The sequence below is a fragment of the Streptomyces botrytidirepellens genome (assembly GCF_003721215.1).
Taxonomy (GTDB): Bacteria; Actinomycetota; Actinomycetes; order Streptomycetales; family Streptomycetaceae; genus Streptomyces; species Streptomyces himastatinicus.
Window position 1 is genome coordinate 1 of sequence record NZ_RIBZ01000291.1, and the last position, 15,335, is coordinate 15,335.

Annotated in this window: 17 protein-coding genes; 9 read left to right on the plus strand and 8 right to left on the minus strand. The window is 71.7% G+C overall.

What is annotated here, in order from left to right:
• Positions 1 to 133: 133 nt before the first annotated feature.
• From efeO to map, 3 genes are all read right to left on the minus strand, one after another.
• A complete protein-coding gene (gene efeO, locus EEJ42_RS24295; RefSeq protein ID WP_123102853.1) occupies positions 134 to 1,267 on the minus strand; it encodes an iron uptake system protein EfeO in 1,134 nt (377 codons plus the stop codon).
• Positions 1,268 to 1,493: 226 nt separating this feature from the next.
• Positions 1,494 to 2,153: a biliverdin-producing heme oxygenase gene (locus EEJ42_RS24300; protein WP_123102855.1), complete on the minus strand. Its 660-nt coding sequence runs from the start codon at positions 2,151 to 2,153 to the stop codon at positions 1,494 to 1,496.
• Positions 2,154 to 2,225: 72 nt separating this feature from the next.
• Entirely contained in the window at positions 2,226 to 3,083 is an 858-nt protein-coding gene (map, locus tag EEJ42_RS24305) for a type I methionyl aminopeptidase (protein WP_123102857.1), read from the minus strand.
• Positions 3,084 to 3,164: 81 nt separating this feature from the next.
• Between map and EEJ42_RS24310 the strand changes: the two genes are divergently transcribed.
• Complete coding sequence (locus EEJ42_RS24310; protein WP_123102859.1) at positions 3,165 to 3,407, plus strand: hypothetical protein; 243 nt, start codon at positions 3,165 to 3,167, stop codon at positions 3,405 to 3,407.
• On the opposite strand, the gene EEJ42_RS24315 is transcribed toward EEJ42_RS24310, so the two are convergent.
• The 3 genes from EEJ42_RS24315 to EEJ42_RS24325 form a co-directional block, all read right to left on the minus strand.
• Entirely contained in the window at positions 3,404 to 4,498 is a 1,095-nt protein-coding gene (locus EEJ42_RS24315) for a DUF4037 domain-containing protein (RefSeq protein WP_123102861.1), read from the minus strand. The two genes, EEJ42_RS24310 and EEJ42_RS24315, sit on opposite strands and share 4 nt — an antisense overlap.
• Before the next feature lie 80 nt (positions 4,499 to 4,578).
• The gene (locus EEJ42_RS24320; RefSeq protein ID WP_123102863.1) at positions 4,579 to 5,037 is read right to left on the minus strand and encodes a GNAT family N-acetyltransferase; all 459 of its coding nucleotides are present in this window, start codon (positions 5,035 to 5,037) and stop codon (positions 4,579 to 4,581) included.
• 10 nt (positions 5,038 to 5,047) lie between these two features.
• Positions 5,048 to 6,250, minus strand: a complete 1,203-nt coding sequence (locus tag EEJ42_RS24325; protein ID WP_246097327.1) for an MFS transporter — start codon at positions 6,248 to 6,250, stop codon at positions 5,048 to 5,050.
• Between the two features lie 242 nt (positions 6,251 to 6,492).
• Between EEJ42_RS24325 and EEJ42_RS24330 the strand changes: the two genes are divergently transcribed.
• The gene (locus EEJ42_RS24330; protein WP_123102865.1) at positions 6,493 to 7,497 is read left to right on the plus strand and encodes an aldo/keto reductase; all 1,005 of its coding nucleotides are present in this window, start codon (positions 6,493 to 6,495) and stop codon (positions 7,495 to 7,497) included.
• Between the two features lie 88 nt (positions 7,498 to 7,585).
• On the opposite strand, the gene EEJ42_RS24335 is transcribed toward EEJ42_RS24330, so the two are convergent.
• The gene (locus EEJ42_RS24335) at positions 7,586 to 8,194 is read right to left on the minus strand and encodes a hypothetical protein (protein ID WP_123102867.1); all 609 of its coding nucleotides are present in this window, start codon (positions 8,192 to 8,194) and stop codon (positions 7,586 to 7,588) included.
• A gap of 236 nt (positions 8,195 to 8,430) precedes the next feature.
• Between EEJ42_RS24335 and EEJ42_RS24340 the strand changes: the two genes are divergently transcribed.
• The 6 genes from EEJ42_RS24340 to EEJ42_RS24365 all read left to right on the plus strand — a co-directional run bounded on the left by EEJ42_RS24340 (position 8,431) and on the right by EEJ42_RS24365 (position 13,832).
• Positions 8,431 to 9,540 (plus strand): sialidase family protein, encoded by a 1,110-nt coding sequence (locus tag EEJ42_RS24340; RefSeq protein ID WP_123102869.1) that lies wholly within the window; start codon positions 8,431 to 8,433, stop codon positions 9,538 to 9,540.
• A 2-nt stretch (positions 9,541 to 9,542) separates the two neighbouring features.
• Positions 9,543 to 10,883: an ABC transporter substrate-binding protein gene (locus tag EEJ42_RS24345; protein ID WP_425472951.1), complete on the plus strand. Its 1,341-nt coding sequence runs from the start codon at positions 9,543 to 9,545 to the stop codon at positions 10,881 to 10,883.
• The gene (locus EEJ42_RS24350) at positions 10,880 to 11,860 is read left to right on the plus strand and encodes a carbohydrate ABC transporter permease (protein WP_425472952.1); all 981 of its coding nucleotides are present in this window, start codon (positions 10,880 to 10,882) and stop codon (positions 11,858 to 11,860) included. Before EEJ42_RS24345 ends, EEJ42_RS24350 begins: the two co-directional genes overlap by 4 nt.
• Positions 11,857 to 12,726 (plus strand): carbohydrate ABC transporter permease, encoded by an 870-nt coding sequence (locus tag EEJ42_RS24355; RefSeq protein ID WP_123102873.1) that lies wholly within the window; start codon positions 11,857 to 11,859, stop codon positions 12,724 to 12,726. The genes EEJ42_RS24350 and EEJ42_RS24355 overlap by 4 nt, the downstream gene beginning before the upstream one ends.
• A 24-nt stretch (positions 12,727 to 12,750) precedes the next feature.
• Entirely contained in the window at positions 12,751 to 13,488 is a 738-nt protein-coding gene (gene npdG / locus EEJ42_RS24360) for an NADPH-dependent F420 reductase (protein WP_123102875.1), read from the plus strand.
• A gap of 143 nt (positions 13,489 to 13,631) precedes the next feature.
• Entirely contained in the window at positions 13,632 to 13,832 is a 201-nt protein-coding gene (locus EEJ42_RS24365) for a hypothetical protein (protein WP_123102877.1), read from the plus strand.
• A gap of 7 nt (positions 13,833 to 13,839) precedes the next feature.
• On the opposite strand, the gene EEJ42_RS24370 is transcribed toward EEJ42_RS24365, so the two are convergent.
• A complete protein-coding gene (locus tag EEJ42_RS24370; RefSeq protein WP_123102879.1) occupies positions 13,840 to 14,637 on the minus strand; it encodes a site-2 protease family protein in 798 nt (265 codons plus the stop codon).
• Between the two features lie 179 nt (positions 14,638 to 14,816).
• Here EEJ42_RS24370 and EEJ42_RS24375 point away from each other — a divergent pair.
• Positions 14,817 to 15,335: AfsR/SARP family transcriptional regulator (locus EEJ42_RS24375; protein ID WP_184503248.1), on the plus strand; the 519-nt coding region annotated here is incomplete at its 3' end.

Below are 15,335 nucleotides of genomic sequence, written 5' to 3' on the forward strand. Positions count from 1 at the left end.
GCCGGTGAGCGCGGCGGCCGTGCCCCCGGCGGCCGCGGCGCCGAGCGCGAGCCCGGCACCGCCCCAGCCGATCAGGGCGCGGCGCGAGGGGGCGGTGGTGGAGGTCGTGGCCTCGTCGGTCATGACCTGCCCCTCACTTCGAGACGACGGCTGCGGCGAGCTTGGAGAGCGGCTCGGCCAGCGCGTTGACCGCGTCCGACAGCTCCTTGCGCTTGCTCTCCGAGACGGTGTCGTACGAAACGAAGCCGTCGCCCTCGCGGTACTGGTCCAACTGCTTCTTCACCGCGGCGAACTGCTTGTCCAGGTCCTTGGCGAGGGCCGGGTCGTTCTTCCCGGCCACGGACTTGAGCAGCTGGTACGAGGTCTCGGCGCCCTCGACGTTGGCCTCGAAGTCCACCAGGTCGGTGTGGCTGTAGCGCTCCTCCTCGCCGGTGACCTTGCCGGTCTGCACCTCGTCCAGCAGTTCCTTGGCGCCGTTCGCCATGCCGGTGGGGGTGATCTCGGCCGTGCCGACCCGCTTCTGCCAGTCCTTCAGGTCCTTGATCAGCCGGTCGGCGAGGTCATGGTCGGCCTTGGTGATCTTCTTCGTCTGCCACAGCGACTTCTCCAGCCGGTGCCAGCCGGTCCACTCCTGGCCCTTCTCCAGCCCGTCCTCGCGCACATCGACCTTCGGGTCGATGTCGCCGAAGGACTCGGCGACCGGCTCGGTGCGCTCCCAGCCGATGCGGGAGGGCGCGTACGCCTTCTTGGCGGCCTCCAGGTCGTCCTTCTTGACCGCGTCGGCGAACGCCTGGGCCTTCGGCAGCGTCTCGTCGGCCTGCTTCTGCGCGTACGCGCGGTACGCGGCCACCGCCTTGTCCAGCCGCGGATCCCGCTCGGCCGCCGACCCCTTCCCGGTCGCGGACACCTTCTGGCGGATGCCGTGGCCCTTCATCCCGGGCTTGCAGGCGATCTCGTACGAACCGGACTTCACCTCGGCGTTGATCACGGCCTTGGTGCCCGGCCCGATGTTCTCCCGCTCGGTGACGATCCGGTCGCCGGGGGCGTAGACGTAGACCTCGGTGACCTTGGCGCCCTTGTTCTCCACCGCGAGCTTCACGTGTCCGGCGGGGAACGAGGTCTTGGAGACCTTGCACGCACTGTCCGAGGCCGTGACCTGCACGGCGTCGGAGTCCTTGGCGTCGGACTTCTCGGCGCAGCCGGCGACGGCGGTGACCGTCGTCAGCGCCGATATCGCGGCGACGAGGGAGGTGCGGGCGGCTCTCATGCGGGCTCCAGACATGGCTCGGGGCATAGCGGGCCCATCGGGGCAGGGTGCGTCATTGCCCCGATAAGGCGGACCTAACTTAACTGAGCCTTGCCTGCGTGGCGGTCGGGTAATTCCAAGGATCTCTTTGCACATGGCAAAGATTCGGCCAATTGGCCGGTCTGCGGTATGAGGTCGTTATAGGGACGTGATGTCCCGGGGCGCCCGGGCGTCCTGGGGGCTCCGCTCAGGCGCTGAGCGGGAAGCGGCGGCCCAGGTCGCGGAGGATCGCGGTGTTGAGCCCGTACGCGTGCTTGCACTCGTCGATCACGCGCTGCTTCTCCAGGTCGTCCACCGGCAGCGCGTCCAGGAGGGCGCGGTAGTCGCGCTTGAAGGCGGCCGGGTTGGGGATCGACTCGAAGACGTAGAACCGCACCCCGTCGCCCTTGCGGTCGAAGCCCCACGTCTTCTCGGCCATCCCGCGGACGATCTGGCCGCCGGAGAGGTCGCCCATGGAGCGGGTGTAGTGGTGGGCGACCAGCCCGGCGGGCCAGTCCCGCACGCACTCCGCAATGCGGTCCGCGTACTCCGCCGTGGCGGGCAGCGGCTCCAGGCCGGAGCGCCAGCGCGGGCCGCCGAGGTGGGCCAGGTCGCGCTCCAGCTCCTCCGTGCGGGCCAGGTCCAGCCGTATGAACGGGCCCGCGACCGGGTCCTCGGCGAGGTGGCCGGGGGTGGATTCCAGGGCCCGGTAGACGAACCAGAGCTGCTCCGTGTACTGCCGGTACGCGTCCACGCCCAGCCGCCCGCCGAGCAGGTCCCCCATGAAGGCCGACCCGGCGACCTGGGCGTGCTGCTCGTGCGAGGCGGCGCGGAGGAGCGCGGAGAAGGGCGTGGGCGTGGCGTCCAAGACGGCCTCCGGGGTAGGTTAGGGCGACCTAACCTCACCCTTTCCCGACGCCCTGTCGGCAAAACCTCGGGTTCAGGGAAGCGTCAGGATCTCCGCCCCGGTGTCCGTCACCACCAGGGTGTGCTCGAACTGAGCCGTCCGCTTGCGGTCCTTGGTGACGACCGTCCAGCCGTCGTCCCACATGTCGTACTCGTACGTGCCGAGCGTCAGCATCGGCTCGATCGTGAACGTCATGCCGGGCTTGATCTCGGTCGTGTGGTGCGGACTGTCGTAGTGCGGCACGATCAGGCCGGAGTGGAACGACGTGTTGACGCCGTGGCCCGTGAAGTCGCGGACCACGCCGTAGCCGAAGCGCTTGGCGTACGACTCGATGACCCGGCCGATGATGTTGATCTTCCGGCCCGGCTTGACGGCCTTGATCGCGCGGTTGAGCGACTCCCGCGTCCGCTCCACCAGCAGCCGCGACTCCTCGTCCACGTCGCCGCACAGGTAGGTGGCGTTGTTGTCGCCGTGCACGCCGTGGATGAAGGCCGTGACGTCGAGGTTCACGATGTCGCCGTCGCGCAGGACGGTGGTGTCCGGGATGCCGTGGCAGATGACCTCGTTGACCGAGGAGCACAGCGACTTCGGGAAGCCGCGGTAGCCGAGCGTCGACGGATAGGCGCCGTGGTCGCACATGTACTCGTGCGCGACCCGGTCCAGCTCGTCCGTCGTCACACCCGGCGCGATCAGCTTCGCGGCCTCCTCCATCGCCCGCGCGGCGATCCGCCCCGCGATCCGCATCCGCTCGATCGTTTCGGCGTCCTGCACCTCGGGCCCCTCATACGGCGCGGGACCCTCCTTCCCGACGTACTCGGGCCGCGGAATCGAGGCGGGGACGGGGCGGGTGGGGGAGATGTTCCCCGGAACAAGGAGTGACTGGCCAGACATATCAGCGAGTGTATCGGCGCCGGATCGGGCACCATGGCCGCGAGGAAGACCGCGGCGAGAGCTATCGAGACGGAGGCCGGGATGGCGCTGTTCAGGAAGGGTCCCGTCGGAAAGCCGGGCGAGTGGTACTTCTGCGTCAAGCACCACAAGGTCGAAGAGGGCCCCGAATGCCGGGCGGCCGACCGCCTGGGCCCGTACGGCACCCCCGAGGACGCCGCCCGCGCCCTCGAAACGGCGCAGGAGCGGAACGCCCAGTGGCAGAACGACCCCCGCTGGCAGGACGACGCCCCGAGCGACGACGCCCCGCGGGGCGGCACGCCCTAGCTGACCGTTGCGCGGGTGGCGGCGCGGGTCAGTTCCGGGTGGCTGAGGACGTCGGTGCTGTCGACGAACTGGTCGACGGTGCCGATCGTCGGCAGGGAGCTGATGGCCGGGTCGGTGATGCGGGTGGTCAGCGCCGTGGTGAAGCGTTCGGCGTGGAGGACCTGGAAGGGTCTGGAGTGGTAGGGCCGCGTGGTGGGGTCGACGGGGTCGGTGAGGCCGAGCTGGTTGTGTGTGGCCGCGACGGTCTCGTAGGCGCGGGCCAAGTGGTGCTCGCGGGTGTGCCAGTCGGGGGCGGTGAGGGCCGCGGTGAGGATCGGGGTGAGGGCGGGTGCCTGGGTGGTGCGGGCGAAGGCGCTGCCGAGCCACTTGCCGTAGGGCGGATAGCGGCGCTCCATGAGCAGGCAGAGCCGCATCAGGTCGCGCACCAGGCGGGAGGCGACGACGGCGGAGCCGAGTTCGTCGCCCACTTCGCCGCAGCGGCCGACGAAGGCTTCCTCCTGGGAGATGCGCTGCCACTGGCAGGCGAGCAGGTAGAGCCAGAGGTCGTGGGGGTACCAGGCGAGATTGGCGCGGGCTGGTGCGAGGTGGCCGAGCCCGTCGTGGAAGACGGCGCCGGCGGTGACCTCGGCGAGGCGCTGGGTGGGGGTGGCCAGCCAGTCCGCCGGGGTGATGCCCTCGCGCGGGTCGAAGCCGAGGTGCGTGGTGAACCAGGTGCCGGGGTCCGTGACGTCGACGCGGTGGTGGACCGCCCCGTCGGTTGCTCGCATGACCCCGATGCCCGCTTCATCGGTGGGGGCGAAGTGGGTCGGGTAGCCGAGGAAGGTCTTCGGCAGGCGTTCGGAGAGCAGCGCCGTGATCCTCGCGCCGTGGCGCGTGACGTCCCGTGGGTGCAGGAAGAGCTGGAGGCGGGGTCCCCACTCGTGGTCCGCGGAGCGGGCGGTGTCGAAGCCGAGGACCTCCGAGCCGCTGCCGAGGCGGGCGGCGGAATGCGTCATCCCGGGGGCGGTCTCGTCCAGCAGAGGCCGCACGGCATCGAGGTAGAAGCGGCGGGAGAGCTCCAGTCCGGGGATGAACGACGGCGGCGGGGTCATGCGGGGGAGGGTGCCGCATCGGCGTCGGGTCGGTCGAAGGATTTTCCGCGTCCGGCAGGCGGCGGTTCGCGCAGCGCGGCTCATGCGTCGCGCACGGCCACGGCCGGCTCGCGCACCATGAACACGTCCACCGGATCCTCGTTCTCCAGGGCGAATCCGTGCCGTTCGTACAGCCGCCGGGCCGGACTGCCCTGGAGTACGTTCAGCCGGACCAGGGTGCCGTCGCGGTCGCACCGCTCCAGGAGCCCGCGCAGCACGGCCGTACCGATGCCGCTTCCCTGGAGGCGCGGGGCCAGGTAGAAGTGCTCCAGCCAGTGGGCGTCCTCGGCCGGGCGCAGCGCCACGCAGCCGGCGAACGCGCCGCCCACCTCGATCACCCGGGTGTGCGCGGGAACGAACCCGTTCCGCAGGCGCTGCCGCACGCGCTGCTCCTCGTAGCGCCCGAGCCGTTCCAGATCCGCCCGCAGCACCACGGCCCGCAGTTCGGCCACCGCCTCGACGTCCGCCATCGACGCCGGTCGCATCCCCCAGTCCGCCATGATCGTCAGACTACTGGTGGGGCGTGGCCGCTCGGACGGCCCTCGCGTGCTCGTCCGTGCGCGCGTCGTACGCCATCAGGCGGGGGAGTGCCAGGGCCAGGAGGGCGACCGACGCAACGCAGGCCAGCCCGCCCGACCACACCGCGGCCCGGGCGCCGGTGAGACCGGCCGTGGTTCCCGCGCGGACCTGGCCCAGTTGGGGGCCGGTGGCGTACGAGAGGAGTTCGATGCCCGCCAGGCGGCCCCGGAACTTGTCGGGGATCGTCTGGTTCCAGATCGTGGCGCGGAACAGTCCGCTCACCATGTCGCCGCCGCCCGCCACCGCCAGGCACAGCAGCACCAGCCAGACGTTCGACAGCCACCCCGCGGCGGCCATCGCCAGACCCCAGACCGCCGCGCCCAGGACCACCATCCGGCCGTGGCGGTGGATGCGGGACGTCCAGCCGCTGGTCGCGCTGACCGCCACCGAACCGACCGAGCCCGCCGCGTACATCAGGCCGAGCGCCCAGGGGGCGTCCAGGTCGTCGGCGAGGAAGGGGAAGATCGCGTTCGGGAAGGCGAAGAACATCGCGGCCATGTCCACCGCGTACGTCCCCAGCAGCTCCTTGCGCCGCCAGGCGTACCGCGCGCCCTCGCCGATCGCCCGCAGCGACGGCGGATCGGCGTCGTGGGCGGGCGGGGCCGGGGTGAGGCCGAGCGAGAGGAGGAGGGAGGCGATGAAGGTCAGCAGGTCGAGGCCGTAGGCGAGCGGCAGGCCCGCGTACGCGACGACCACACCGGCGAGCGAGGGGCCCGCGATGGCCGACAGCTGCCAGCGCATCGAGTTCAGCGCGGCCGCGGCGGTGAGCTGGTCGTGCGGGACGATACGGGCCACGACGGCGTCGATGGCCGGGCGCTGGAGCCCCATCAGCGCGCTGGTCAGCGCGGCGACGACGTACAGCGGCCACAGCATGGGGTCCGGCAGCAGGCTGTTGACCAGCAGCAGGACGGAGAGCAACCCGAGCCCGGCCTCCGTCGCGAGGATCAGCTTCCGGCGGTCGACGGCGTCGGCGAGCGCCCCGCCGTACAGGCCGAAGACGATCAGCGGAACCAGCTCCACCGCCCCGATCGCCCCCACCGCCACCGCGGAGCCCGTCAGCTCCTTGATCTGGAGCGGCAGCGCCACCATCGTCAGGAAGCTGCCGAACGCGGTCACCAGACCCGCCGTCCACATGAGGCGGAAGTCGCGGGAGGAGCGCCAGGGCGCGAGGTCCGGCAGCAACGCGCGGGTGCGCCTCCGTCTCCGCGGGGGCTCCGGCGGGGTGTGGTCGTCTTCGGCGGTCACGGTCACGAGCGCACATGGTCCGGCCGCGCCGACGCATACGGCAACCGAATTTCGCCCCGCCGGCGGGGTCTTGCCCTTGCCCTGGAGCGCACTCCAATTGCCAGGGTCGGGCGACGACGGAAGGAGTGCGGATGGAAACGCGTCAGCTGGGGCGTTCGGGGCCCGCCGTGTCCCGATTCGCTTTCGGGACGATGACGTTCGGCGGGGACACGGACGAGGCGGCGGCCCACGAGATGCTCGACGTGTACGTCGAGGCGGGCGGCACGCTGATCGATACGGCCGACATCTACGGGAGCGGCGCGTCGGAGCGCATCGTCGGCCGGTGGCTGAGCACGCGGCCGGGCGTCCGCGAGCGCGTCCTGCTCGCGACCAAGGGCCGCTTCGGGTTTCCCGGCGCGAGCCTGACCCCGGCGTACCTGCGCACCGCGCTCGACGCCAGCCTCTCCCGGCTCGGCGTCGATCAGGTCGACCTCTACCAGGTGCACGGCCCGGACGACGAGCACCGGGTCGACGAGATCGTCGAGTTCCTCGCCGAGATCGTCACCGCGGGCAAGGCCCGCCACGTCGGCGTGAGCAACTTCGCCGGGTGGCAGGTCGCCAAGCTCGCGCGGCTGCTGGGGGAGCGGGGCGGTCCGCCGCTGGTCTCCCAGCAGATCCAGTACAGCCTGCTGGCCCGGGCGGTGGAGTGGGAGGTCGTGCCGGCCGGTGTCGACGCCGGGCTGGGCACGTTGCTGTACGGCCCGCTGGGGCAGGGGTGGCTCACCGGCAAGTACCGGCGCGAGGAGCGTCCACCGGCCGGTACGCGGGTCGCCCGGGCCGAGGACGTGACGAGTGAGGCGTGGCACCGGCGGAACACCGACGAGGTGTGGTCGGTCATCGAGGTGCTCCGCGATGTCGCGCACGCCCACGGCGTGACGCCTGGTCAGGCGGCCCTGGCGTGGGCCGCCGACCGCCCGGGCGTCACCGCCCCGATCGTCGGCGCGCGGACCGTCGCGCAGCTGCGCGAGTCGCTCGCCGCGGCCGCGCTGCACCTCGGGGAGGAAGCGACGGCCCGGCTCACCGAGGTGAGCGCGCCGCCGACGCCGAACTATCCGTACGGGATGCTCGAACGGATCGCGGGCTGGCACGGCGGATAACGGCGGCCGGAGGGGCACGGCGGGGTCCAGGGGCGGAGCCCTGCCACGCGGCGGAGCCGCATATCGATGCTGCGGGAAAGAACCGCCGTCACCAGCCCGGTGGGGGTGGGGACGTCAGCTGGTCGGCCAGGCGGGCCAGGCGGTCGCGGATGCGGCGGCGGCCGGGGCGGGGTGGGAGGGTGTTCTCCCCGGCGGCCGCGCTGACCAGGTGCTGGACCGTGTCGAGGTCGAGGTCGGCGCCCTCGGGGGCGGACAGCGCGTCGTGGGCCAGGGCGTGCAGTTCGGGGTCGCCGCCGTCGAGGGCGAGGACGGTGGCGCCGCCGCGGCGGGCGTCGTTGACGCGCTCCAGCAGCCCGGCGCCCGGGTCGCCCGGGGCGACGATGAGGAGGGTCTCGCCGCGCCCCGCCGCCTCCAGGCGGCCCAGGCCGACCGACAGGTGGGCCGGGACCGCGCGGCCCGACGGGACCCGGTGGCGGACCAGGGTGGGGGACAGCTCGGGCAGCCCGGACCAGGCGGCCTCGTCGTCGAGGTGGGCGGCCAGGTGCCAGGGTTCGTACTCGGCGCTGCCCACGAGCAGCAGCCCGCCCTCGCGCGAGCCGACCGAGGCCCGCAGGGAGCCCGCGAAGCGGCGGGTGGACTGCAACCACTCGGTTCCGGCGAGCACTTCGCGCAGCAGCGCGACCCGTACGGCGTCCATGGCACCCGGATCCTGCCGGGGTTGGGGACGGGCCGCTGGGGAAATAGGGGGGCGCTCACCCCTTTGAGGGCATTCGCGGCGCTAGCGGCGACAACCGCGCGACAACTGTTCATTGCGCCGTCTCTTGACGCTCTGTGAGGCAAACCCTATGGTCGCCGGACACAAGGGACGTCCTACGTCCCCTTTGGTCTGGCTGAGCACTCGATCGATTGCAACGGCGCATCGGGAGGGTCTGCATGGCACGCCCGTACGAGGTTTCGGTCCCGTTCCGGGCCAGGACCGGGGGATACGCGAGCTACCGGATTCCGGCGCTGGTGGTGACGCGCGCCGGGACGCTGCTGGCCTTCGCCGAGGGGCGGGTGGGGTCGTCCGCCGATCACGGGGACATCGACCTGGTGCTGAAGCGGTCCGCCGACGGGGGCCGGACCTGGGGCGCGCCCCAGGTCGTCGCCCGGAACGGCGACGGAACGGCCGGGAACCCCGCGCCCGTTGTGCTGGAGGACGGCGCGCACGCGGGCCGGGTCGTGCTGGTGCACGTCCGCAGCGCCGCCGCCGCGACCGAGGACCGGATCCGCCGCGGCGAGGTGTCCGCGGAGGACGGGCGGCGGGTGTGGCTGACGTACAGCGACGACGACGGCGTGAGCTGGAGCGCGGCCCGCGAGATCACCGCGCAGACGAAGCGCCCGGAGTGGCGCTGGTACGCCACCACCCCGGGGCATGCGCTGCGGTTACGCCACGGCGACCACGCGGGCCGGATCGTCGTACCGGCCAACCACTCCCTCCCGCCGACGGTCCCCGGCGACGTCGGCACCGAGGGCCGGTACAACGGCGGGCACGACCTGCTGAGCGACGACGACGGCGAGACCTGGCGGATCGGGTACGTGGACGACAACCCGGACGGCTACATCAACGTCAACGAGACGACCGCCGCCGAACTGCCCGACGGCCGGGTCTACTTCAACACCCGTAACGACGCGACGGCGCCCGGCACCCGCGCCGACGCCTACTCGTCCGACGGCGGCGCGACCCTGGCCACCCCCTTCCGGCCGCAGGCCGGGCTGGTGACGCCGGTGGTCGAGGGCTGTGTGCTGCACCTCGGCGAACCGGATGTCCTGCTGTACTCCGGGCCCGCCGCGCCCGGCTTCCGGGCCCTGATGACGGTGCGGGCGAGCCGCGACGGCGGGGTCACCTGGCGGCCGGTGCACACCGTGGACGGGCTGCCCGCCGCCTACTCCGACCTGGTCAGGATCGATCAGGACACGGTCGGACTGCTCTACGAGACCGGCGACTTCAGCGCCTACTCGACCATCACATTCCGGCGCGTTCCGGTGGAGGAGCTGGTATGAGCATGTCAGAAATACAGGGAGCGCAGGGACCCCGGCGGCGTGCCGTCCTCGGCGGTGCGGCCGCCGCGGCGGCCGGACTCACCCTCGCCGGCTGCGGCGGGGACGACGGCGGGGATGACGAGCCCAAGGGCCGTAAGAAGGGCGAGAAGATCACCCTGACCTTCTGGTCCTGGGTGCCGGGCATCGACAAGCCCGTGAACCTGTGGAACAGCAAGAACCCCGAGGTCCGGGTCAAGGTCGAGAAGGTGTCGGCGGTCGAGGGCGCGCAGTACGCGAAGATGCACGCCGCGATCAAGGCGGGCAACCCGCCGGACCTCGGCCAGATCGAGTACCCGGTGGTGCCCAGCTTCCTGATCGACAACGGGCTGCTCGACCTCACCCGGCACGGGATCGACCGGTACAAGGACAAGTTCGTCGGCTGGCAGTGGCAGCAGTCGGTGTTCGGCAAGGGCGTGTACGCCGTACCGCAGGCGTCCGGGCCGATGGGGCTGTTCCTCCGTCAGGACCTGTTCGAGAAGTGGGGCGTCGAGCCGCCCGCCACCTGGGACGCGTACGAGGCGGCGGCCAAGGCGATACGGAAGAAGGGCGCCTGGATCGAGACGTTCTCGGCGACCAACGGCAACCGCTTCGCGGGCCTCGCCTGGCAGGCCGGGGCGCGCTGGTTCGGCGCCGAGGGCGACACCTGGACCGTCTCGATCGACGACGAGCCGACCCGTAAGGTCGCCGACTACTGGGACGCACTGGTCAAGCAGAAGCTGATCAAGACCATTCCGGACCGGCAGAACGCCTGGTACAAGGACGTCCAGACCGGCGCGATGGCCTCCTGGCTCGGCGCCAGCTGGGGCGACGCGCTGCTCGTCGGCAACGCCCCCAGGACCGCCGGGAAATGGCGGGTCGTCCCCATGCCGCAGTGGAAGCGGGGCGAGGCGGCGTACGCCAACTGGGGCGGCTCCACGACCGCCGTCTTCGCCAAGACCAAGTACCCGAAGGACGCGCTGGACTTCGCGATCTGGCTCAACACCGACCCCGGGTCGATCAAGCTGCTGATCGAGAACGGCTACGGCACCCCCGGCGCCAAGCGGGGGTACGCCACCTCCGACCTCGACGTCCACAAGGACTTCTTCGGCGGCCAGGAGTACAGCAAGGTGTTCGACGACGCGAGCAAGGGCGTGGACACCAGCTGGAAGTGGGGCCCGGCCACCGACACCCTGTACCAGCGGCTCGGCGACGCCTTCACGGCGGCCATCGGCGACGGGTCGTCGTTCCGGTCCGTGCTGACGAAGGTGCAGCGGGACACGATCAGCGACCTCAAGGAAAAGGGCCTGAAGGCGGAGGCCGGATGACGGCCCGTACACCGGGCCGTACGCCGGGCGGGGCGACGGGCCGTACGCCGGGCCGCATGCGGCGCATGACCCGCGCGGAGGCGCGCGGCGCGCGGGCGGCGGCCGGTTTCCTGCTGCCGTTCCTCGCGCTGTTCCTCCTCTGCTTCATCGCCCCCATCGGCTTCGCGCTCTACGAGAGCCTGCTGAAGGTCGAGCGCACCGGGCCGCTCGGCCTCGGCGGGGAGACGAAGGACGTCTGGGCGGGCCTGTCCAACTACGCCCACGCCCTCCAGGACGAGCACTTCACCGCCGGATTCGGGCGGGTGCTGCTCTTCGGCGCGGTCCAGATCCCGGTGATGATCGCCTTTGCGACCGCGCTCGCGCTGCTGCTGGAGGCGGCGTCCGCGCGCTGGGTCGGCTTCTTCCGCACCGCGTTCTTCCTGCCGTACGGGGTGCCCGGGGTGATCGCCTCGATCCTGTGGGGCTTCCTCTACGTACCGGGGATCAGCCCGCTGGTGGAGATGGCGCACTCGGCGGGCTGGGACGTCGACTTCCTGGGCCGCTCCACCGTGCTGTGGTCCATCGCCAACATCGTCACCTGGCAGTTCACCGGCTACAACATGCTGGTGCTGATCGCGCAGCTCAAGGCCGTACCGGGGGAGCTGTACGAGGCGGCGAAGATCGACGGCGCGAGTGCCTGGCAGATCGCCCTGCACATCAAGCTCCCCCTGATCCGGCCCGCGCTCGTCCTCACCACGGTCTTCAGTCTCATCGGCACCCTCCAGCTGTTCGCCGAGCCCAAGGTGCTCAAACCGCTCACCAACTCGATCGACTCCGGCTACACCCCCAACCTGGCCGCCTACAACGAGGCGTTCACCAGCAACAACCAGCACATCGCCGCGGCCGAGGCGGTGCTGCTCGCGCTCGTCGCGTGCGTGCTGTCCTTCGGCTTCCTGCGGCTGGTGGGCCGGCGCGGGAGGGGCGGGGAGGACCGGTGAGTGAGGAGAGCCGCCCGGGCGCCGCCCGGACCCCGCTGCGGTACCGCATCATCACCGTCTCGCTGCTCGCCGTCGCCGCCGTCTACTTCCTCACCCCCGTCTACTGGCTCGTCGTCTCCTCGACCAAGTCCAGCAGCGACCTCTTCGGCACCTTCGGCTTCTGGTTCCACGATCCGGACCCCCTCGGCCGTCTGCACCAGGTACTGACGTACGACGACGGCATCTACGCGCGGTGGTTCGCCAACAGCCTGATGTACGCCGGTGTCGGCGCCCTCGCCGCCACCCTGCTGTCGGCCGCCGCCGGGTACGCCCTCGCCAAGTTCCGCTTCCCCGGGCGGGAGGGGATCTTCAACGTCATCCTGGCCGGGGTCCTCATCCCCGGGACCGCGCTCGCCCTGCCCCTCTACCTCCTCTTCAGCCGCATCGGCCTGGCCAACACGTACTGGGCCGTCCTCATCCCCAGCGTCGTCAGTCCCTTCGGCGTCTACCTCTGCCGGATCTACGCGGCCGCCGCCGTCCCCGACTCGCTGATGGAGGCGGCGCGGATCGACGGGGCGGGCGAGGCACGGACCTTCTTCACGGTGGGGCTGCGGCTGATGACCCCGGCCCTGGTCACCGTCTTCCTGTTCCAGTTCGTGCACATCTGGAACAACTTCTTTCTGCCGCTGGTCATGCTCTCCGACTCCGACCTCTATCCGATCCAGCTCGGCCTGACCTCCTGGACGGGGTACGCGGACCGGCAGCCGGAGCTGTACCAGTACACGGTCGGCGGCGCCTTCCTGTCCGTACTGCCGCTGATGGTGCTGATGGGCGTCCTCCAGCGGTACTGGCGCACGGGGCTGACGGAGGGGAGCGTGAAGGCATGACGTGGGCGTGACAGTATCGCTGTCATGACTACTCCTGACGGCACGCCCGCCACGAACGAAGCCCCCGCCAAGAAGGCCCCCGCCAAGGACCCATGGGACCTCCCGGACGTCTCCGGCCTGGTCGTCGGCGTGCTCGGCGGCACCGGCGACCAGGGCCGCGGCCTCGCCTACCGGCTGGCCCGGGCCGGGCAGAAGGTGATCATCGGTTCGCGCGCGGCCGAGCGCGCACGGACCGCGGCCGAGGAACTCGGCGGCGCGGAGCTGGGCATCGAGGGCGCGGACAACGCCGAGTGCTCGCGGCGCAGCGACATCGTGATCGTCGCGGTCCCGTGGGAGGGCCACGGCAAGACGCTGGAGTCGCTGCGGGAGGAGCTGAGCGGCAAGCTCGTCATCGACTGCGTCAACCCGCTGGGCTTCGACAAGAAGGGCGCGTACGCCCTGAAGCCGGAGGAGGGCAGCGCCGCCGAACAGGCCGCGGCCCTGCTCCCGGACTCCCGGGTCACCGCCGCCTTCCACCATCTGTCGGCCGTGCTGCTCCAGGACCCGGAGATCGCGGAGATCGACACGGATGTGATGGTGCTGGGCGAGTCCCGCGCGGACACCGATCTGGTGCAGGCCCTGGCCGCCCGCATCCCCGGCATGCGGGGCGTCTTCGCGGGCCGCCTGCGCAACGCCCACCAGATCGAGTCCCTGGTGGCCAACCTGATCTCGGTCAACCGCCGCTACAAGGCCCACGCGGGCCTGCGCGTCACGGACGTCTGAGCCGGACGCCCGAATCGGACTGAGCCGGACGCCCGAGCCGGACTGAGCCGGGCGCCCGAGGGCGACCCGTACGCCCCGGCGGGGCATGGGCGACAATGTCGGAAGCGACACCCCCGACAGGACCCCCACCAGGAGCCACCCCCATGCCCCGCCTCGCCGTCTACGCCCTCCTCGTCTGCGCCCTCACCGTCGCCGCGGCCGTCGTCTCCTTCGCGCGGGGCAGCTGGCTCGGCGTCGTCTGGGTCCTGCTCGCCGGGATCTCGTCCAACATGGCCTGGTTCTACGTCCGCCGGGCCAAGGCCGAGCGGGACGCCGAACGCGAGGCGACGGGCGCCACGAGCTGAGCCCGCGCTACGAGCCGATCCCGGGGAACTGCGGCTCGCCCTGCCAGAAGCGGAAGAACTCCTGGCCGAAGTAGGTGTCGAACTGCGACACCCCCATCGCCCGCATGATCGCGTCGACCGCGTCGAAGAAGACCTGGTTGACCTCGGGGATCCACAGGATGCCGAAGACCGCGAGCAGCCCGAACGGCGCGTACGGCTCGACCTGCCGCCGGATGCGGTGGGACAGCCACGGCTCGATCACCCCGTAGCCGTCCAGCCCCGGAACCGGCAGGAAGTTCAGGATCGCGGCGGTGACCTGGAGCAGCGCCAGGAACGCGAGCGCGAAGCGGAAGACCAGCGGCACCTGGTCTGCGTCGCCCAGCCAGAACGGGGCGGTGAGCGCGGCGGCGAACAGCACGTTCGTCAGCGGTCCGGCGGCGGATATCAGGCTGTGCCGCCAGCGGCCCTGGATCCGGTGCCGCTCGATGAAGACCGCCCCGCCCGGCAGCCCGATCCCGCCCATGATCACGAAGATCACGGGCAGCACGATGCTCAGCGCCACATGCGTGTACTTCAGCGGGTTGAGGGTGAGGTAGCCCTTGGCGCCGATCGACAGATCGCCGCCGTGCAGCGCGGTGCGGGCGTGGGCGTACTCGTGCAGACACAGTGAGACGACCCAGCCGGAGACCACGAAGAGGAAGACGGCGAAGCCGGGGCTGGCCGAGTAGTCCGTCCACACCGCCCACGCGGATACGAGCATGATCGCGACCAGGCCGAGGAAGACGGGGCTGATCCGCCGCTCACGGCGGCTGATGGCGGTGGTCATGCGCGAGGTTTCTCCGTCCGGTACCTGATCGTGGTGCGTCGTACGGTGCCCCGCTCGACTCCCGGGAAACGTCGGACAGGGCGCCGGGAGTTCCAGGCACCCCGACCGGCCGGTAAGCGGACGGGGAGCATCCGGGAGTGGGTGAACCGTGCGGCGCGGCCGTCGACAACAATGGGGCCGTGCGCTACGCCATCCTCGGCACCACCCAGGCCCACCGCGACGACGGCACCCCCGTCGACCTCGGCGGCGCACGGCTGCGCGCCCTGCTGACCGCGCTCGCCCTGACCCCGGGGCGGCTGCGGACGAACGGCGCGCTCATCGCCGAGGTCTGGGACACCGACCCGCCCGCCGACGAGAACGGCGCGCTCCAGGCCCTCGTCGGGCGGCTGCGGCGGGCCGTCGGCAAGGCGGCGATCGCGTCAGGACCCGGCGGCTACCGGCTGTGCGCCGAGCCCGACGACGTCGATCTGCACCGCTTCGAGCGGCTCGCGGAGGAGGGCGCCCGCGCCCTCGCCGACGGCGACCCGGCCAAGGCCGCCGCCCGCTACGACGACGCCCTCGCCCTGTGGCGCGGCCCGGCGCTCACCGACCTCCCCGACGGGATGGCCGCGGCCGCCCGCGCCGAGACCCAGCGGCTGGACGCGCGGCGCGGCCGCATCGCCGCCGCGCTCGCCCTCGGCAACGCCGCCCAGACGCTC